Annotated in this window: 12 protein-coding genes; 11 read left to right on the top strand and 1 reads right to left on the bottom strand. The window is 51.6% G+C overall.

The genetic code is table 11. The annotated features are described in order from the left end of the window. Positions 1–114: 114 nt before the first annotated feature. The 8 genes from QZ327_RS01560 to QZ327_RS01525 all read left to right on the top strand — a co-directional run bounded on the left by QZ327_RS01560 (position 115) and on the right by QZ327_RS01525 (position 14,142). Positions 115–2,775, top strand: a complete 2,661-nt coding sequence (locus tag QZ327_RS01560) for a glycoside hydrolase family 2 TIM barrel-domain containing protein (RefSeq protein WP_294616544.1) — start codon at positions 115–117, stop codon at positions 2,773–2,775. An 18-nt stretch (positions 2,776–2,793) separates the two neighbouring features. Continuing rightward, positions 2,794–5,160: an alginate lyase family protein gene (locus tag QZ327_RS01555; RefSeq protein WP_294616542.1), complete on the top strand. Its 2,367-nt coding sequence runs from the start codon at positions 2,794–2,796 to the stop codon at positions 5,158–5,160. Between the two features lie 106 nt (positions 5,161–5,266). Beyond that, positions 5,267–6,076, top strand: a complete 810-nt coding sequence (locus QZ327_RS01550) for an SDR family oxidoreductase (protein ID WP_294616541.1) — start codon at positions 5,267–5,269, stop codon at positions 6,074–6,076. A 135-nt stretch (positions 6,077–6,211) separates the two neighbouring features. Further along, positions 6,212–7,384 carry a mannonate dehydratase gene (uxuA, locus tag QZ327_RS01545; protein ID WP_294616539.1) on the top strand — a complete coding sequence of 391 codons (1,173 nt, stop codon included), beginning with the start codon at positions 6,212–6,214 and terminating at the stop codon, positions 7,382–7,384. A gap of 387 nt (positions 7,385–7,771) precedes the next feature. Next, a complete protein-coding gene (locus tag QZ327_RS01540) occupies positions 7,772–8,956 on the top strand; it encodes a DUF5009 domain-containing protein (protein ID WP_294616537.1) in 1,185 nt (394 codons plus the stop codon). Between the two features lie 273 nt (positions 8,957–9,229). After that, positions 9,230–11,560: an outer membrane beta-barrel protein gene (locus tag QZ327_RS01535; protein ID WP_294616535.1), complete on the top strand. Its 2,331-nt coding sequence runs from the start codon at positions 9,230–9,232 to the stop codon at positions 11,558–11,560. Positions 11,561–11,727: 167 nt separating this feature from the next. Then, the gene (locus QZ327_RS01530) at positions 11,728–13,515 is read left to right on the top strand and encodes a hypothetical protein (RefSeq protein ID WP_294616534.1); all 1,788 of its coding nucleotides are present in this window, start codon (positions 11,728–11,730) and stop codon (positions 13,513–13,515) included. Positions 13,516–13,524: 9 nt separating this feature from the next. Next, positions 13,525–14,142 (top strand): epoxyqueuosine reductase QueH, encoded by a 618-nt coding sequence (locus tag QZ327_RS01525; RefSeq protein ID WP_294616533.1) that lies wholly within the window; start codon positions 13,525–13,527, stop codon positions 14,140–14,142. On the opposite strand, the gene QZ327_RS01520 is transcribed toward QZ327_RS01525, so the two are convergent. Next, positions 14,115–15,362, bottom strand: a complete 1,248-nt coding sequence (locus tag QZ327_RS01520) for a pitrilysin family protein (RefSeq protein ID WP_294616532.1) — start codon at positions 15,360–15,362, stop codon at positions 14,115–14,117. The two genes, QZ327_RS01525 and QZ327_RS01520, sit on opposite strands and share 28 nt — an antisense overlap. Before the next feature lie 110 nt (positions 15,363–15,472). Here QZ327_RS01520 and QZ327_RS01515 point away from each other — a divergent pair, with 110 nt between their 5' ends. The 3 genes from QZ327_RS01515 to QZ327_RS01505 all read left to right on the top strand — a co-directional run bounded on the left by QZ327_RS01515 (position 15,473) and on the right by QZ327_RS01505 (position 18,208). Then, positions 15,473–16,078: an SIS domain-containing protein gene (locus tag QZ327_RS01515; protein ID WP_294616530.1), complete on the top strand. Its 606-nt coding sequence runs from the start codon at positions 15,473–15,475 to the stop codon at positions 16,076–16,078. Next, a complete protein-coding gene (locus QZ327_RS01510; RefSeq protein ID WP_294616528.1) occupies positions 16,066–17,004 on the top strand; it encodes a carbohydrate kinase in 939 nt (312 codons plus the stop codon). The genes QZ327_RS01515 and QZ327_RS01510 overlap by 13 nt, the downstream gene beginning before the upstream one ends. Before the next feature lie 139 nt (positions 17,005–17,143). After that, positions 17,144–18,208 (top strand): tyrosine-protein phosphatase, encoded by a 1,065-nt coding sequence (locus QZ327_RS01505; protein WP_294616526.1) that lies wholly within the window; start codon positions 17,144–17,146, stop codon positions 18,206–18,208. The last annotated feature ends 288 nt before the right edge of the window (positions 18,209–18,496 follow it).

Raw genomic sequence — 18,496 nt, 5'->3', positions numbered from 1 at the left:
TTGACATAGTTAAAATATACTATATGGAAAGTTTTGATGTACTTCAACCGTTTCCCTTGCAAGGGATAATCCTTTCTTTTGTATGCTATAAACCAACTATCCCGTTTCATCCCCATGAAAAGACAAAGACATACCGGTAAAAACCGGACTTCACTATGGGCAATCATTGCCACGTTCTTTCTGCTCCCGGCATCTTCTGTCCTGGCGCAGCGCGAAAGCAAAACAATCAACGACAGCTGGAAATTCCTGAAAGGAGAATGTACCGCCGCAGCAGACAGCGCTTTCAACGACAGCGCCTGGCAGTCCGTACACCTGCCCCACACCTGGAATACGGATGCCTACACCACGAAAGACTATTATCGGGGCACAGGCTGGTATCGTCGCCTGATCTCCCTGCCGCAGGCATGGAAAGAAAAGCAGATTTACCTGAAGCTGGATGCGGCAAGCAAAGCCGCCACCGTTTACGTCAATGGCAGAAACATCGGCGAACACGCCGGAGGGTATACCGCCTGCACATTCGACCTCACCCCCTATTTGTCCTTCACATCGCCCAACGTACTTGCCATACGTGTGGACAATGCGCGGCAAGACATCGCTCCCATTTCTGCGGATTTCACCTTTTTCGGCGGCATCTACCGGGACGTATGGCTTACCGCCGTGCCCAAACAGCATTTCAACCTTGCCAATCATGGCTCGGACGGCATCTTCATCAGCACTCCGCACGTGTCGGAAGAGAAAGCTACCATACAGATACGCGGAGAAGTGACAAACAGCTCCGAAGAAAAGAGCATGCTCGAACTGACAAGCACCGTCTACCATCCGGACGGAAGCCTTATACAGATACAAAAACAACTGATAAAATTGAAGGGAAAAGAGGTTTTCACTTTCAGGCATGAGACCTCTCCCATCCTTCAACCCCGGTTATGGACACCCGAAACGCCCAACCTTTATCGCGTGGAAACCGTGCTACGAGACCGCAAAACGCATGCCGTACTGGACCGCAACGACCATTATACCGGTTTCCGCTGGTTCCGCTTCGACGGGAATGAAGGTTTCTTCCTGAACGGAAAGCCCTACAAGCTCCGTGGCATTTGCCGCCACCAGGACCAGAAACCCGTCGGCGTTGCCCTGACCGACGAGATGCACCGCCGCGACTTCCGGCTGATGAAAGAAATGGGTGCCAATTTCATCCGTATCTCCCACTATCCGCAAGACGATGCCTTGTTAGAGATGTGCGACAAGCTCGGCATGCTTGCCTGGGAAGAGATTCCCGTCATAGACATTGTGCCCGACACACCGGGATATGCCGATAACTGCGAACGCAACCTGAGAGAAATGATCCGCCAGCACTACAACCACCCCTCCATCATCACGTGGGGATATATGAACGAGATACTGCTGGTCACCCAACGCAGATATAAGACCCGGGAGACGTTCAACCCCGTACTGGAGCGCACGCTGGCACTGGCAAACCGTCTGGAAAAAGCCTTGAAAGAAGAAGATGCCACCCGCGTCAGCACCATGGCATTCCACGGAAGCGATGCGTACAACAGCACAGGCATAAGCCAAATCACCGACATCGTCGGCTGGAATTTATACCAGGGCTGGTATGGCGGCGATTTCAGCGGGTTCGACAGGTTTGTGGCGGAACAGCACCGCAACCACCCTGCCCACCCGATGATTATCAGCGAATACGGTGCCGGCTCCGACCAACGCCTACATTCGTTACAGCCCCGCGCATTCGATTTCAGTATCGAATACCAGCAGATGTATCTGGAACATTACCTTCCCGTGTTGGAGAACACGCCCTACATCTGCGGCGGCACGCACTGGAACTTCATCAACTTCGCATCCGCCCTGCGGGACGAGTCCATGCCGCGCATCAACAACAAAGGGCTGGTTTATGCAGACCGCACGCCCAAGGACGTGTACTACTATTACAAGGCTGCCTGGCGCAAGGACATTCCCGTACTGCACATTGCCAGCCGGGATTGGACTTGGCGCACGGGAGTGCAACAAGGCGATGCTCCCGTCATGCTTCCCGTGAAAGTATATACCAATCTGCCGGAAGTGGAGTTTTTCATCGACGGCAAACCGGTAGGGAAACGGAAGGTTGAAAACCATACCGCCACATTCAACGTCCCGTTCAGCGGCAAACGCCCGTTCCTATCCGTACAGGGCCGTTACAAGGGAGACCGGATACAAGACGGCATGAGCGTACGCTTCACGCCCGTTCCCGCAAATTTAAACAGCGACAATCTGCACCACCTGGAATTGGCGGTCAACGTGGGCAGCAACTGCTTCTTCACCTCCGATGAAAGCCGATTGACCTGGCTGCCCGACCAACCCTATACGCAAGGCAGCTGGGGCTATATAGGCGGCAAAGAGAAAAGCACTCAGACGGAGATAGCAAACACTGCCGACGGCCCGTTGTTCCAGACGCTCAGAAACGATATCGAAGGATACCGTTTTGACGTACCGAAGGGCGTGTACGAAGTTGAATTTCTTTTTACAGACATCTTCCGCGAAAATGCCGCAATAGCTTACCAGCTCGACCGCAACGAGCAGCAGGAAAGCCGTGAAAACTCATTCAACATCTACGCTAATGGAACGTTGCTGGAAGAAAACCTTTCTCCCTGTCGCGAGAGCGGATATTTCCACGCGTTGCGAAAAAGATACAATATTACAAACGATAGAGATAATATTGAAATACGCTTCAGGCAGGCAAGCGGAAAAAGTTTCTTGAATGGTATCAAACTGCGAAAGATTTACTAACTTCAAAATAAAAAAGCCATGAGACTGAAAGTAATGCAATGGACCGCCCTCTTATTGCTGTTTGCCGCCAATATCCAGGCGCAATCCATTTGGGACGCAACACACCTTGCAAATGTAAAACAATCGTTACAAAACCCGTTCTATGCAACGGCTTATCAAGAGTTGAAATCAGAGGCAGACAAGCTGCTGGACGTACAGCCGCTTTCCGTCATGATGAAAGAGAAAACACCCGGCAGCGGAAGCAAGCACGACTACATGAGCCTGGCACGCTACTACTGGCCCGACCCGACCAAACCGGACGGGCTTCCCTACATCAGCCGCGACGGCGAGTCGAACCCCGAACTGGACAAATTCGACCGCAACCGACTGGGAGAGACCGCCGAACGCGTCACCACCCTTGCCCTGGCATGGTACTTCAGCAACGACGAGAGATATGCCCGAAAAGCAACGGAGCTCCTGCGGGTGTGGTTCTTCAACAAAGACACGCGCATGAACCCCAACCTGGAGTATGCCCAGGTAATCATGGGACGCAACAATAACAAAGGACGCAGTTTCGGGGTCATCGACACCTATTCCTTCATAGAGATGCTGGATGCCGTGCAGCTGCTGGAACAATCCGGGGCGTTCACCAAGAAAGATTCCAAGCAACTGAAAGCCTGGTTCGGCAAACTGCTCGACTGGCTCCTCACCAGCCAGCCGGGCAAGGAAGAGGCCGCAGCCGCCAACAACCACAGCATCGCCTTCGATGCGCAGGCAATCTCATTCGCCCTCTATGTAGGCAATCTGGACGTGGCACGCAGCATCATCAACGCACTGCCCGAACAGCGCATGTTCAAGCAAATAGAACCGGACGGCAGAATGCCGCACGAACTGCGCCGCACGCGCGCCTACCACTATACGCAATACAACCTGACCCACATCATAGACATCATGACGATGGCACAGAAGCTGGGCATCTATCTGGACAACGCGACTTCGGCAGACGGACGCAATTTCTACAAAGCCATGGACTATCTGGCGGGATACACCGGAAAGCCGCTGGCAGAGTGGCCCTACAAGGAAATCGGCAATTGGACGGAGACACAACAGAACTTCTGCAAAGACCTGTACCGCACCGCCGTCTACATCGGAAACCTGCAGGCTGCTCCCGAAAAGCTTGCCCGCAACAAGCGCTACCTCCGCCTGTATCGCGACAACCGCATCCTCACCCCGAACGACCGCTTCAACTTGCTCTATATGCAACCCACCGAAACGGACAACGCCTTCGCCTTTGCCTGCAACCAGATGAAACTTGCCATACAATGCGCCGACAAAGCCAGAAAAGAACAGGACAATCTTTGCAAAAGGCGCGTAGTGCCACGCACCATCCGCAAAGACGGCTCCTTGGCGATGATACATCCGCACGACTGGTGCTCCGGTTTCTTTCCCGGCTCGCTGTGGCAGCTATACGACTATACCAATGACGAATACTGGCGCCGGCAAGCCGTCAGCTTCACCTGGCTTATCGAAGACGCCAAATGGTATACGGGCAATCATGACCTCGGTTTCATGATGAACAACAGTTTCGGCAAGGCTTGGGAACTTACCGGCGAACGCTCTTACAAGGATGTGGTGCTGCAAAGCGCCAAGAGCCTTATCACCCGTTACAAACCCGAAGTAGGATGTATCCGCTCCTGGGGGAAAATCGACAACGACAAGAAGTTCACCGTCATCATCGACAACCTGATGAACCTCGAAATGCTTTTCCGCGCCACACAGGAGACGGGCGACTCCACTTACCATAAAATCGCAGTGAAGCATGCAGACACCACCATCAAGAACCATTTCCGCCCCGACTACTCTTCCTACCACGTGGTAGAGTACGACCCCGCCACAGGAGATGTACAGGACAAACACACCGCGCAAGGCTACTCCGACGACTCCTTCTGGAGCCGCGGACAGGCATGGGGGCTGTACGGATACACCATGTGCTACCGCTTCACCAAAAACCCGGCTTACCTGGCACAGGCGTGCCACATCGCCGATTTCTTCTTCAGCCTGCCCAACCTGCCGCAAGACCTCGTCCCCTACTGGGACATGAAGGCTCCCGGCATACCGGATGTGCCAAGAGACGCCTCGTCCGCAGCCATCATGGCTTCGGCGCTGTACGAGCTTTCCGCCTACGTTTCATCGGAAGACGGCAAACGCTATAAAAACATCGCCGACAAAATGATAAACAGCCTCAACAAGCACTACCAGGCGCAACCGGGCAGCTCCTACGGCTTCCTGCTGCTCCACTCCACCGGACATCACCCCGGAAACAGCGAGATAGACGTGCCGTTGAACTATGCCGACTACTACTATCTGGAAGCGCTGGGCAGAAAAGAGACACTTGAGACCAATTGAATATTTTCTGATACGGTACGGATAACAAAGAAACGATTAAATCTTTATCTTTGTAGCAACATACCAATGTTTAAACATTCACTTATTAACTAAAATATAAAGAATCATGAAGAACTTATTCGACATTAAAGACAAAGTAATCGTAATCACCGGCGGTTGCGGCATTTTAGGAAGAAACATCGCCACTTACCTCGCAGAGCAAGGCGCCAAAATCGTTGTGCTGGACCGCGTGGAAGAAGTGGGCAAGGAACTCGAAGCCGAACTTAACCAGAAGTCCGAAGCGCTGTTCCTCGTAACCGACGTACTGAACAAAGAGGTGCTGGAAGAGAACAAGAAAGCCATCATCGAACGTTTCGGCACTATCGACGTGCTGCTGAACGCCGCAGGCGGCAACATGCCGGGCGCTACCATCGCTCCGGACAAGACCGTGCTCGACCTTGACGTGGACGCATTCCGCAAGGTAGTGGACCTGAACCTCTTCGGCACGGTGCTGCCCACCATGGTGTTCGTAGACGTCATGGCAAAGAACAAGAAAGGCGCCATCGTCAACTTCTGCTCCGAGTCTGCCCTGCGCCCGCTGACGCGCGTAGTCGGCTACGGTTCGGCTAAAGCCGCCATCGGCAACTATACCCGCTATATGGCAACCGAACTTGCCACCAAGTTCAGCCCCGAGCTCCGTGTGAACGCCATCGTTCCGGGCTTCCTGCTCACCAACCAGAACCGCGCGCTCCTCACCAACCCCGACGGTTCGTATACAGACCGTGCAAAGACCATCATCGCCCACACTCCGTGCGGACGCTTTGCCGAACCGGAAGAACTGTTCGGAACCATCCACTACCTCATCAGCGACGCTTCCAGCTTCGTGACAGGAGCCTTGTCGGTGGTAGACGGCGGTTTCGATGCTTTCTCTATTTAAATTCAAGTAGACGAGGAAACAAGGAGACGAGTTAACAAGTCTACGAGAAAGAGGGAAAGTGAAACAGTTCCCTGTAGTCTCGTTAACTCGTTCCCTCGTTTACTCAAAAAAACTAATCACTAAAAACCAAGAACAATGACACTATGTGAACAAACCTGGCGCTGGTACGGTCCTAACGACCCGGTCAGCTTGTGGGACATCAAGCAAGCCGGAGCCACCGGCATTGTGAACGCCCTGCACCACATCCCCAACGGCGAAGTATGGACCGTGGAGGAAATCATGAAACGTAAGGAAATGATTGAAGCCGTCGGGCTTCGCTGGTCCGTGGTAGAGAGCGTACCCGTACACGAGCACATCAAGACACAGACCGGAGACTTCCAACGCTATATAGACAACTACAAGGAGAGCCTCCGCAACCTCGGCAAATGCGGTGTCAACATCGTGACGTACAACTTCATGCCCGTGCTGGACTGGACGCGTACCGACCTTGCCTACGAGCTTCCCGACGGCAGCCGCGCCCTGCGCTTCGAGCGTGCCGCCTTCATCGCTTTCGACCTCTTCCTGCTGAAGCGCCCCGGCGCGGAAGCCGACTACACCGACGAGGAGAAGGCGAAAGCCAAAGCCCGCTTCGAGCAGATGACCGAAGACGACAAACAGCTGCTGGTGCGCAACATGATTGCCGGACTGCCCGGCTCGGAAGAGAGCTTCACGCTGGAACAGTTCCAGAAAGAGCTCGACCGCTACAAGGATATTACTCCCGAGAAACTGCGCGCCAACCTGATTTATTTCCTCAGCGAAATCTGTCCCGTTGCCGATGAAGCTGGTGTGGAACTGGTTATCCATCCGGACGACCCGCCCTGTTCCATCCTGGGCCTGCCGCGCATCATGAGCTGCGGAGCCGACTTCCAGGCATTGATTGATGCCGTCCCCAACAAGAGCAACGGTCTGTGCCTGTGCACCGGCTCGCTGGGCGTGAGCAGTGCCAACGACTGCGCCGCCCTGATGGAACAGTTCGGCGACCGCATCAACTTCGTGCACCTGCGCAGCACGCAGCGTGACGCTGAGGGCAACTTCTACGAAGCCAACCACCTGGAAGGCAACGTGGACATGTATCACGTGATGAAGGCATTCCTCGAAATGCAGCAACGCCGCGGCGTCTCCATCCCGATGCGCCCCGACCACGGACACCAGATGGTGGACGACCTGAAAAAGAAAACCAATCCGGGATACTCCTGCATCGGCCGCCTGAGAGGACTGGCAGAGTTGAGAGGACTGGAAATGGGAATTGCCAAATCGCTGTTCGAATAAGTTTCCGGGAAACGCCTGTAAGAACGGGGTAAGTTCCTGTAAAAAGAGTCATAAACTCCCGCAAGAACGGGTTGGAAACTCACATAAGAAAAGGTGTGTGCCTCACTGGCATACACCTTTTTTATGAGACCTATGAGTTCCACATCATCCCAACGCGATGGAACTTTATTCCCAGTCCGTTGGAAACAAATTCCCTATTCGTTGGGAACGCGTTCCCAATTAAGTGGGAACATCTTCCCACCTCAATGGGAAGCGCAAAGCACCCTGTCACGGCAGGATGAAGAGACAAGCCCGCCGCGAAATATCCGAAGAAATGGCACAAGGTTGCACCTGCATGCAAAAATCTTTCCTATATTTGCCATCCTAACCCCCAAAAGCCACCATGCGATGAAAAACCTCACACAACAACGGGTAGCCGCAGTCGACGTATTCCGCGCCCTCACCATGTTCCTCATGCTTTTCGTAAACGACATCCCCGGCTTGAAGAACATCCCCCACTGGCTGATGCACGCCGAAGCCGACGAGGACATGTTAGGTTTTTCCGACACCATATTCCCCGCTTTTCTTTTCTGCATGGGCATGTCCGTATCCTTTGCCATACAGAACCGCTACCGGAAAGGAGACACCACCACGCAAGTCATCGCGCACATCTTCCGGCGCACGGTGGCGCTCATTGCCATGGGACTGTTTTCGCTCAATAGCGGCGGCATCGAGGGCGGGCTCTCCCACGCGTGGTTTACCATCCTGATGGTCATCGGTTTCTTCCTGACGTGGGGAGTGTATCCGCAGGCGGAAGGTGCAAGAAAACACCTTTTCACCGCGATGAAAGCCGCAGGCATCCTGTTGCTCGCCGCCTTGGTGGTCTACAAGGACCTGCACGGCAAACCGTTCCACACAGGCTGGTGGGGCATCCTCGGACTTATCGGCTGGACGTATGCCGTATGTGCCGGCATCTACCTCTTCACCCGCGAAAGCTTGCGCCGGAACACGGCAGCATGGCTTGCGGTTACAATGCTTGCCGTGCTCAGCCACTCCGGGCTTATCCCCGCAGGATATGGCAGCCGCATCCTGCTGCTGCCTTTCATCCCCAGCGACTGGACGCTGCACGCCTTCGGAATGTCGGGTGTGCTGACCTCGCTACTGATGCAGCGTTATGCCCGCCGTGAGCATCCGGGCAGGTTCATCGGCATGCTCTGCATCCTCGGCAGTGCCATGCTTGTCCTCGCCCTCGCCTCGCACCCATACTGGATTATCTCCAAGATACAGGCAACCCCGTCGTGGCTGTTCTATTGCCTTGCCGCCTTCTTCCCGCTCTTCGGTTTCTTCTATTGGCTGACCGATGTAAAAGGCAAGGCGGGATGGTTCGACATCATCAAACCCGCAGGCACGGCAACGCTCACTTGCTACACCCTTCCCTACATCTGGTACTCCGTTCAGCAACTGGCGGGCTGGAGCTATCCGGAAGCACTGGGCAGCGGCGTGCCGGGACTGCTCAAGTCGCTCGTCTTTTCCATTATCATCGTACAGCTGACCGGGCTGCTGGTGAAGGGGAAGATAAAGCTGAAGGTGTAGTCGCCGGGCAACTGTCCCGTAAACCACCGTACCGCAGGTATACCTGAAGCGGCATATCCGCACATACATCGTACCAACAGCGTACTCCTTTCTTTTGCAAAAAAGCGACAGGCTTTTATTTTTGTGATACTATGAAATTCCCGAGTTACATACAGCTTGATTGTATGGATTGCGGTGCCGTATGCCTGCAAATCATTTCGAAATGCGGGAATCATTCAAGAGTTTACCGATTATTATTGAAAACATGTTTAATGAAGAAAATCATCTGACACTATGAACAAACTATTCCTCATTCTATCTTTCTTTTCCTCCGCGTTTCATCTTTTCGCACAAAACAGGATTGCAGGAGAAGTCGTTGCTTCCGACAATGAAAGCATCATTTATCAAGTGAAGGTGGAATACGCCAACGCCGCCAAAACCATGACAGGCTCGTTCCATGAACCGCATTTCGAGATTCCTCTCGATTCCATTGGAGAGATAGCACTGACGGTTAGCTCTGACGGCTATGAAACCTATCAGACACGGAAGACACTGCAACCGTCCACGAACGACTTGGGAGAAATTATCCTCTACAAGAAGTCCGTGCAACTGCAGGAGGTAGTGGTGAAAGCCAAGAAAAACGAGATAGAACACAACGGTGCAAACTACACCATCCGAAACATACAAGGCACGCACCTGGGCGATGCGGGCAACTTGATGGATATGTTGAAGTGGACTCCGGGAGTGATGGTGACGAACGGCAGCAATATCTCCGTCGCGGGTGCCGGTACGCCTATCATCTACATCAACGACCGGAAGATAACCAACCAATCGGAGTTGGACGTGCTGTCGTCGACCGATGTCAACAAGATAGAGATTATCAAGGAACCGGACGCACGCTACCAGAACGGAACAAATGCCGTGGTGAAGATTTACCTGAGAAAGCAGCTGAAGGACTATTTAGGCGCCACAGTCAGCAACGACTTCACCGTCAGAAGACGGTATTCGGAAAACCCGCGCATCACCCTCGCAGGCAAAAGCGGCATCGTTTCGGGCAACTTCTCGCTGAACTACCGCCATACCAAGACCCGCGCGTATGATGACTACCTGACCACCATCCGGCATTCCGAAGACGACATCTTCAGAAACAGTTCGGACGGCGGCTTCGGAGGGACATCCAACAACTATACCGTCTTCGGAGGGCTGGGCTTTGACTTGTCGCCCAAGCAGAAACTGGGCATCCAATATTCGGGAAACTTCATAAACGGCGACCAATATAACTTCCACGACATCACCATTGATGACAATGGAAAAACAACGTTGAAGAAGAGCGACTCGGACGGAGAGCTAAACCGAAAACTGCACAGCGTCTCCGCCAACTATACCTGGAACCGCAACGAACGTTCTGCCTTGAACCTCGTTGCCGACTATGCCTTCAGAAAAAACGACCAGGACAAGAATATGCGGGAACTGAACCTGAACACCGGCAAACTCTACCCCACCTACACGGAGACAACCACAGACTATAAAATCTACACCTTCAACGGCGACTACTCCTTCGGCATAGGCAAGGAAGACCGGGAACGGATAGGTGTAGAAGCCGGCCATACCCAGAACAACTCGGGAACCACCATCAACAACAAGCCGCAGGACATCGACCGGAAGAACCAGTGGCTTGCCGCATACGCCACCTTCATGCGTACATGGGGAAAGTTCAGTGTCTCGTTGGGTCTGCGCTACGAATACGACTACACGGACACCAAGACCATCGAAAACAAAGAGTCCGTCGACCTAAGAAAGACCTACTCAAACCTCTTCCCCAATGCCCTGGTCACCTACAAACAGAAAGAAGGCATCAGCTACACCCTCAGCTACCGCAGAAGCATAGGCAGGCCGTCGTTCAGCGAATTGACCCCCATCGTCAGTTACGAAGACTCCCTGCACTACTGGACAGGCAACCCGCTGCTGAAACCCTCGTTTAAGAATACCGTTGCACTGGCAGCCAACCTGAAGAGCCTGACCATCCGGGCTATTTATAAATACACCACAAATCCCACGGTCTCGTCTTATACACACGACACCGAAAACCCCAATATCTTAGTAAACAGGCCGCAAAACATCGACCATTCGCAGAGCTGGGACCTCGGGTTGGAATACTCCGAATCATTCGGACAATTCAGCATCTCGTCTTTCGGCTACCTGACTTGCAGCTACATCACCTATCCTTATTTAGGGAAGGAGACTTTCTTCCGGGATCTCTCTGCCAGCTTGGGGATATACGCCAGCTACCGCTTCTGCCAATATTTTGAAGCATACGCCAACACCTATTACTATTCTCCCAGCAGAAGCGGAACACACAAAAACGGATATTCGCTCAATACCAACATCGGCATTTCCGGACGTTTCTGCAAAAACAAGCTGTATGTATCCATCGGCGGAGAAGACCTGTTCGCCAAAAGCGTGACTCCCCAATGGACCAACAACTATGCCGATACGGAATACAAGAGACACAACAGGTATGACACACGTGGCGTAAGCCTGACACTGCGCTATACGTTCAACTCCATAAAGACAAACTTCCGGAACAAGAGCGGAAACCAGAAAATGTTGCAAAGGGCGGACTAACCAAGTATTGGCACAAGAATAAATGACAGAAAACAGAAATAAAACATCCTGTATTACCCGGGTTAACTCTTTAAATATTACCTTTACCGCATCATATTGAATAATCTGAATGTACGGATTCAACAGAAATCCCATCGGTACAAGATAATCTTAATGGAAATGTATTTATGAAAGCTATAAAATTCCTGCTTGCAATAGTTCTGTTATCTGCTGTTTATTCTTGTGACAACAAACCCTATCCCCGCCTGATGCAGGTGGCGGACTCATTGGTAGATATACGCCCGGACAGTGCCCTGTCCTTGTTGATGCAACTGAAAGGGAGCATTGACAAAGAACCCGAAGCCACGCAAATGTATCATAAGATACTAACCATCAGAGCGAAAGAAAACACGCGTACCTTTTTTACTTCCGACAGTCTCGTCATACCTCTGTTAGAGTATTACAAGAATGACAAAGAACGATTACCGGAAATATATTATTATGCGGGAATGATTTACTATACCATGGGAGATTCGCCACAAGCACAAAGCTACCTACGAAAAGCACTAAACGCATTCAAAGGTAGTACAAATTACCGCATTCTCTATAAAATATATCACTTCCTTGGGATGATATGTCACTTGAATCATGCCACACACGCAAACTCTATCCCACTCTTTAAGCAAGCCAACCATTATGCAGAATTAAGTACCGACAGTACCCTCATAGCCTATGGACTACTCTTTATCGCCAGAGGATATCAGGGAGAAAATACAGACAGTATGTCGTATTATTACCGAAAAGCAAGCGACATGGCACAACAAATAAACAATAAAGGATTATACAATGACATCAATACCGAATGTGGGATGTGCCATTTTCAGGAAAAAAATTATCAGAAAGCATACGATGCCTTTCATGTTGTTCATTGGGATTCCTTAAAACACTTACCAACCTACTACTTCACCCGTACTTACCTGTTTTATGAAACAGCTAAATGGGACTCTGCCCAGTACTATTGCAGGCAAATGCTCTCTACCAATAATTGGTATCATAACAAAGACGCTTACTACAAAGACCAGAAAAACGGTTATAAGATGATGAGTCAAATAGCCGACAAGCAAGGAAAGACAAAAGAAGCGTTGGAGTATCTCAACACTTCCCTACTCTATGTGGACAGCTTGTTACCGGCATTGGTCATGACTATGAACAGCCAAAACAGCTGGCTACACAACTATCATGCCCGCGAAGAAGAGAACCAACGTCTTGGAAGTGTCATTCTGGAGCAAAAGAATCGAATTGTCATACTCTCGGCAGGAATCATCTGTATTTTTATTCTTGTTCTATCAGCCTGCATTGTCTACGCACTGAAAAGAAAACTACTCATCGAGCGGCAGAAAGAGAAGCTGAGAAAGATTGCCGAAGAACAATACCGAAACAGTCAAGAGTTTATCACAGTGAATGAAAAGCGTATAGCAACTATCAAAGGCCAACTGAAAAACATCGAAGGTCAAAAAGATGAAATGGAAAAAAGGCTGCAAGAGTCTGAAAAAGAGCTGCTGGAACTTATCAACAAACAAGTAGAAACCAAACAAAAGGTACAGACTCTATCGGAAGAAGCATTCAGGACATCGCAAGTGTACAAAGACTTCTGCCACGTGGCAGGAATGCCCCATTCGGAAAGTATCTCCGACAAGAAAAAACTCACCCTCGATGATTGGAAAGAGCTGAGCAAAGCACTTGACCAAACCTACAACAATTTCACAGAACGGTTGATAGAGTTCTACCCAAACATCAGCACACACGAAATACGTATCTGTATGTTACTGAAGATGAGAATCCCCCCTATAAGCATTGCCGACTTGACCGCACGTTCCAAGCAGGCAATCAACTCTTCACGCAAAAAGCTATACGAAAGAACCCATAGCCAAACGGGAACTCCGGATTTATGGGACAAGTTCATTCAGAAATTCTAAGAAACGATTATGCTAAAGATAGAAACTCCCAACGGCGACGACAAGGTGCTGCTGCACTCCTGCTGCGCCCCCTGCTCTTCCGCCATCATCGAGTGCATGTTGGCAAACGGCATCCGCCCCACCGTGTTCTACTGCAATCCCAACATCTACCCGCAGGAAGAGTACGAAATCAGGAAACAGGAAGCCATCCGCTTCGTAACGGCTCAAAACCTCGATTTCATCGATGCGGATTACGACTACGCGCATTGGCGGAATGCCATGGCGGGACTGGAAGATGAACCGGAGCGCGGCTGCCGTTGCCTGAAGTGCTTCACACTGCGTCTGACGGAAACGGCACGCTATGCCGCCGAACACGGCTTCTCCGTCTTTACCACCACCCTGGCATCTTCGCGCTGGAAAAGCCTGGACCAGATAAACGAAGCGGGACGGCGTGCCGCCGCCTGCCATCCCGGCACCCTCTTCTGGGAACAGAACTGGCGGAAAGGCGGGCTGCAAGAGCGCCGCAACCGGTTGCTGAAGGAATATGACTTCTACAACCAACTGTATTGCGGTTGCGAATTCAGCAGGAAACGGCTGGAACAACAGGACCCGGAAAGAGGTCAATCGTATATAAGTGTCGACAAGTAGTCTTCTGCAAACATCTCGTTCGCCACTTCCAACAGAATTTCAGGAGTGAGCTGCCCGATGCGGCGAAACACGGCTTCGGGCGCTTCGCACTTGTTGTAGTGCAGAAAGGTCTTTGCCATGCCGAGGGCATTGTTCTCGTTGTTGTCCGAAGCCACGCCTATCTGGCCGATAAGCTGCTTCTGTGCGGCGGCAAGCCGGGAAGAGGTCATTTTGATGTCGCGCAGGCGTTTCAGCTCCTTATGTACCAGACGGATGCAGAAATCGGCATCCCCGGGGTCGCAACCGAAATAGATGCAGAAAGTGCCCGTATCGGTATAGGAGGTCAGGTTGGACTCTACGTTATAGACCAGGCCGCGGCGTTCGCGCAGGGCGATGTTGAGCCGGCTGTTCATGCCCGGACCGCCGAGGATATTGTTCAGCAGATAGAGTGCCGTGCGCTTGTCCTCGTAGGCATTATAGCCCCGGCTGCCAATCATGACGTGCGCCTGATGCGTATCCTTGTGCAGCACCAGGTTTTTCGGGACATACAAGGGCGGCGGCGTACGGCGGTTGTCTACCGCCACCGCCGGAATGTCTGCCAACAGCTTCTCCGCCCAGCGCACCACCTGCCTGAAGTCCACATTGCCCAGCACGAAGAACACCATATTGCCGGGATGATAAAAGCGGGAAGTGAAAGCGGCGGCATCTTCACTGCGGAACTTCTTCAACTGCTCCGCAGTGCCGAGGATGTTGCGTCCCAAGGGATGTCCGCGGAAGATTAAATCCTCGAAATCATCGAAAATCAGTTCGGAAGGGTTGTCCTCGTACGACTGTATTTCGTCGATGATAACCTCTACCTCTTTCTCAAGCTCCCGTTGCGGAAAAGTGGAATGGAAGACAATATCCGTCAGCAGCTCGAAAGCACGCCCGAAATGTTCGGTAAGAAATGCTGAATAGATAACGGTCTCTTCCTTGTTGGTGTAGGCGTTCAAGTCGCCCCCCACATTCTCCATGCGGTTCAGGATGTGCCACGCCTTGCGCTTTCGGGTACCCTTAAAGATAAGATGCTCCACAAAATGTGCCATGCCCTGCTCGTTCTCAAGTTCGTCGCGCGTTCCGGCATCCACCGCAAAACCACAATAAGCCACCTTCGACGAAGCGGGTTCGTGGATGATGCGCAAGCCGTTCGGCAATGTGTGCAGATGATAGCGAGACTGCACATTCTCTGTTAAACTCGTCATTCTTACGTTACAAACAATTTGGGGACGCAAAAATACAATAAAACTTATTGCCGTTTATGGAAAATTACGGATATTTGCGAACTTATAATCCATAAACCAAAATTGAGACAATGATAGCATCCATTCAAGAGCTTTTGCAGAAAGAAGCACAAGCCGTATTGAATATCCCCGTAACGGACGCCTACGAAAAAGCGGTAGAGCTTATCGTAGAGCAAGTGCACTGCAAAAAAGGGAAACTGGTAACTTCCGGCATGGGCAAGGCAGGACAAATAGCCATGAATATTGCTACTACCTTCTGCTCCACCGGCATCCCTTCCGTATTTCTGCATCCCAGCGAGGCACAACACGGCGATTTGGGCATCCTGCAGGAAAACGACCTGTTGCTGCTCATCTCCAATTCGGGCAAGACACGCGAGATTGTGGAGTTGACACAGCTGGCACACAACCTGAACCCGGAACTGAAGTTTATTGTCATCACCGGAAATCCGGAGAGCCCGCTGGCACAGGAATCGGATGTATGCCTCAGCACCGGAAGCCCCAAGGAAGTGTGCGTATTGGGCATGACTCCCACCACTTCGACAACGGTAATGACCGTTATAGGAGACATCCTGGTGGTACAAACCATGCAGAGAACCGGATTTGCCATCGAAGACTACTCCAAGCGCCATCACGGCGGTTACCTCGGAGAAAAATCAAGATCGTTATGCGTAAAGTAATCGGCATCGGAGAAACGATATTAGACGTGATTTTCCGCAACGAGCAGCCCTCGGCGGCGGTTCCCGGCGGCTCTGTGTTCAACGGGATTGTCTCGTTGAGCCGTGCGGGCGTTCCCATCTGTTTCATCAGCGAGACGGGCAACGACCACGTGGGCAATATCATCCTCAAGTTCATGCGGGACAACCGTATCTCCACAGACCACGTCAATGTATTTCCGGACGGGAAGTCTCCCGTATCGCTCGCTTTCCTGGACGACGACAGCGACGCCGAATACATCTTCTATAAAGATTACCCCAAACAGCGGCTGGACGTCGTCTACCCCAAACTGGAAGAAGACGACATCGTTGTCATCGGCTCTTACTATGCGTTGAACCCCGTGCTGCGCGAAAAGGTATTGGAACTGCTGGAGCAGGCGCGCGAAAAGAAAGCCATCGTATATTACGACCCGAACTTCCGCTCTTCCCACAAGGAAGAAGCCATAAAACTGGCGCCGACCATCATCGAGAACCTGGAATATGCCGACATCGTACGCGGCTCCCGGGAAGACTTCTACTATATGTACAACCTGCGCGATGCAGAGAAGATATACAGGGACAAGATAAAATTCTATTGCCCCAACTTCCTGTGCACGGCAGGAGCGGAAAAGATTACGCTCCGCACCGCCTCAATTGCCAAAGAATACGACATACCGCCGTTGAAAGCCGTAAGCACCATCGGAGCGGGCGACAACTTCAACGCGGGCATCATCTACGGTTTGCTGAAATATGACGTCCGCCATGACGACCTGAATACAATCAGCGAAGCCAAGTGGGACAGGATTATCCGATACGGCATGGAGTTTGCCGCAGAAGTGTGCAAAAGCTACAGCAACTCGGTGTCGTACGAGTTTGCGGAGAGGATTTCAAAAGACGGGTGCAACAGCTGACGGGCTCCTCTCCGCCCGTCCTTTATCTCCCGTTTCCTTGCGAAACTTAAAATAATCATAAAACCTCCATGCCTGCTGCATAACCTGTAACGAAAAAACATATATTTGCCGTAAACGACAGTTAGAATGTTTACGCATTATGTATAAAAGTCTGTTGAAATTGCTTACCCTTGCCGTGTTGCTTCCCTCTTGCAGCGGAACAGCCCCGCATATATCCGTTGTATGCGAAGAAAACAACGTAGGGAACTGTATCGTGAAATGGGAAATGGCGCCCCTCATCAAAGGAAATGTAAAGGTATATGCTTCGACCGACCCTGACTGCATTCCGGAAGACAATCCCATAGCCGCAACGGACATTTCAGACTTAAGGATGACCATCATTCCGGACAATCCTGCCAAACGTTATTATTATACGCTTCTGTTCGGTGACAAATACCGTGTAAAGATAGCCACGCGCAATGTCAACATTCCCGGCATACAGAACTTCCGCGACTTGGGCGGCTATCCTTCCTACTCCTCCGGAAAACACGTGCGCTGGGGGATGATTTACCGCTCGGCAGAGATAGACAGCCTTGAATGCTACTCGCGCAAGGAGCTGAAGAACCTTGGAATCAAAACGATTATCGACCTGCGGTCTTCGTCGGAGAAAGGCAACCGCCCGCCCCTGCAAAAAGGGTTCAATGTCGTGCACATCCCGCTTGCCGCCGGAAACATGAGAAGGATATTGAAGGGAATACGGGAAGAAAAGATAAAATGCGATACCGTCTACCGCATGGTGGAACGGATGAACCGTGCATTGATAGGCAGATATACCAAGGAGTACCGGCAGATATTCGATATCCTGTTGGACAAGAAGAATTATCCGGTAGTTGTCCACTGCTCTTCCGGCAAGGGGCGTACGGGCATCGTTGCCGCATTGGTGCTTGCCACACTGGGGGTAAACGAGGACATAATCATGGAAGACTACCGGTTGAGCAACGACTATTTCAACATCCCGAGCGCGTCTAAAGATGCCTATCAACTGCCGACACGTTCGCAGGAAGCCATTACCACGCTGTTTTCGGCACGCGAAGACTTCCTGAACGCCGCCAAAGACGAAGCGGAGCGCCAATACGGGGATATCGCCACTTACCTGCAGAAAGGCATCGGGCTGAGCAAGGACGAGATAAAGAAACTGAAAGGGATTCTGCTTACCGGAGAATGAACGTTCCCCGCCCGCTCCGCCGGACAGAGAGTGCCGGCATACTCGGCTTTCTGACAATCTGCATTTTCCGGCGCCTTAGAATCGTTTATTTCCGCCCCAAGGTACGATTGGCCGGAAAAAACGAAACGAAAAACACTTATCTTGCACACATATAGCGCAATAGCGAAATCCTTACAAACCAACCAGCGCGGAAAAGCATCGGAAATGCCCTGTGCGGGCATCCCGTCTGCCCGATATCGGTGTTTGTGATGACGGACATTAATGCCGCTCGTAATGGACATTAATGTC

Origin of the sequence: uncultured Bacteroides sp. (assembly GCF_910578895.1) — a bacterium.
Taxonomy (GTDB): Bacteria; Bacteroidota; Bacteroidia; order Bacteroidales; family Bacteroidaceae; genus Bacteroides.
Note: the sequence above shows the minus strand (reverse complement) of the source record. Positions and strands in the feature narration are given on the sequence as shown.

Coding starts and splice junctions, on each gene's coding strand:
- QZ327_RS01560 (WP_294616544.1), top strand. CDS start 115: ATGAAAAGACAAAGACATACCGGTAAAAACCGGACTTCACTATGGGCA.
- QZ327_RS01555 (WP_294616542.1), top strand. CDS start 2,794: ATGAGACTGAAAGTAATGCAATGGACCGCCCTCTTATTGCTGTTTGCC.
- QZ327_RS01550 (WP_294616541.1), top strand. CDS start 5,267: ATGAAGAACTTATTCGACATTAAAGACAAAGTAATCGTAATCACCGGC.
- uxuA (WP_294616539.1), top strand. CDS start 6,212: ATGACACTATGTGAACAAACCTGGCGCTGGTACGGTCCTAACGACCCG.
- QZ327_RS01540 (WP_294616537.1), top strand. CDS start 7,772: ATGAAAAACCTCACACAACAACGGGTAGCCGCAGTCGACGTATTCCGC.
- QZ327_RS01535 (WP_294616535.1), top strand. CDS start 9,230: ATGAACAAACTATTCCTCATTCTATCTTTCTTTTCCTCCGCGTTTCAT.
- QZ327_RS01530 (WP_294616534.1), top strand. CDS start 11,728: ATGAAAGCTATAAAATTCCTGCTTGCAATAGTTCTGTTATCTGCTGTT.
- QZ327_RS01525 (WP_294616533.1), top strand. CDS start 13,525: ATGCTAAAGATAGAAACTCCCAACGGCGACGACAAGGTGCTGCTGCAC.
- QZ327_RS01520 (WP_294616532.1), bottom strand. CDS start 15,362: ATGACGAGTTTAACAGAGAATGTGCAGTCTCGCTATCATCTGCACACA.
- QZ327_RS01515 (WP_294616530.1), top strand. CDS start 15,473: ATGATAGCATCCATTCAAGAGCTTTTGCAGAAAGAAGCACAAGCCGTA.
- QZ327_RS01510 (WP_294616528.1), top strand. CDS start 16,066: ATGCGTAAAGTAATCGGCATCGGAGAAACGATATTAGACGTGATTTTC.
- QZ327_RS01505 (WP_294616526.1), top strand. CDS start 17,144: ATGTATAAAAGTCTGTTGAAATTGCTTACCCTTGCCGTGTTGCTTCCC.